Source organism: Oceanisphaera ostreae (assembly GCF_042676125.1).
GTDB classification, from domain to species: Bacteria; Pseudomonadota; Gammaproteobacteria; order Enterobacterales; family Aeromonadaceae; genus Oceanimonas; species Oceanimonas ostreae.
This window is the reverse complement of the sequence record NZ_JBHTJS010000068.1, coordinates 1-1,440: the sequence shown is the minus strand read 5'-3', so window position 1 is coordinate 1,440 and position 1,440 is coordinate 1. Positions and strand designations below refer to the sequence as shown.

Genomic DNA, 1,440 nt, shown 5'->3' with positions numbered 1-1,440 from the left:
CATTTGACCGATCCTGTCAGTCTGTCATGCTAGTCCTAAGCCAGCTAACTCCGTGCATAATGAACTTAAAAGACATCAATATCCAAGACGTTGTTGAGCAAACACGAAAGCAACTGATTGCAGACAAAACGATTACACCTTCTCTCAAAATGTCGATTGAGCTCATTTTGATGATCGTCACGTTGTTGGCTCAAAAATTTGGCCTTAATAGTAAAAACAGCAGCATTCCTCCTTCTCAAGACACGAATCGCAAGAAATCCCCTACTACCGGTTCTGAATTAAAGCCCGGTGGCCAGCCTGGTCGCATCGGAAAAACCCTGTTACAAACCGACTCCCCTGATGAAATCAATATCATATATGTGGAGCGTGATTCCTTGCCGAAAGGCCGGTACCACGAAGTCGGCTTTCAAAAGCGCCAAGTGGTTGATATCGATATCAGTAAAGTCGTCACCGAGTATCAAGCACAGATCCTTGAAGATGAACACGGTACCCGTTTCATGGGGCCGTTCCCTCACGGTGTGACTCGCCCTGTGCAATATGGCGCCGGTCTGAAAGCCCATGCGGTGTATTTATCTCAATATCAGCTACTCCCTTACAACCGCATCGAAGAATACTTTAACGATCAACTCGGTATCCCCCTCAGTGCGGGCAGCTTGTTTAATTTCAATGAGCAAGCCGCAACATTAGTGCGTTCATCAGGTGCGCAAGATGCCATCCAGCACGCCTTAGCGCAGTCGCCGTTACTGCATGTCGATGAAACGGGCATTAATGTGGATGGCGTACGCCATTGGCTTCATGGTGCCTCGACCACTCAGTGGACGTATTTTTACCCGCATAAAAACAGAGGGAAGCTCGCCATGGATGAGGCGGGTGTTTTACCTTATTTTACGGGCGTGTTGTGCCATGACCATTGGAAACCGTATTACCAATACACGCAATGTGAGCATGCCTTGTGCAATGCGCATCATCTGCGCGAACTTGAGCGTGCTTGGGAGCAGGACGGCATGGAATGGGCCAAGGCGCTGCAAACTTTATTAAAAACGATAAATAAACAGCAAATTGATGAGGGTGTGTTAGACGGGCTCAGCCAGCAGCAGTATATAAAAGAATATCAGGGCATCTTAGCGAGGGGCGATATCCATTGTCCGCCACCAGATGAAAGCACTCGAAAAAAGGGCCAACGAGGGCGGCTAAAACGCACCAAATCACGGGCATTATTAGAGCGATTACGGGACTATCAAGATGATGTCTTGCGCTTTATGGTGTCTGACGTAACGGTGCCGTTTACCAACAATCAGGGTGAGAATGACATCCGGATGACCAAGGTCCAGCAAAAAATATCTGGCTGTTTTAGAAGTATGCAAGGCGCTGAGATGTTCTGTTTAATCAGGAGCTATCTCTCGACGTGCCGAAAACAGTCTGTGTCAGCGAGCTCAGCTT

At 48.0% G+C, this 1,440-nt stretch carries 1 protein-coding gene; it reads left to right on the top strand.

Translation table 11 applies throughout. The annotated features are described in order from the left end of the window. Positions 1 to 59 precede the first annotated feature (59 nt). Positions 60 to 1,440: IS66 family transposase (tnpC, locus tag ACFQ1C_RS16135; RefSeq protein WP_379559703.1), on the top strand; the 1,381-nt coding region annotated here is incomplete at its 3' end.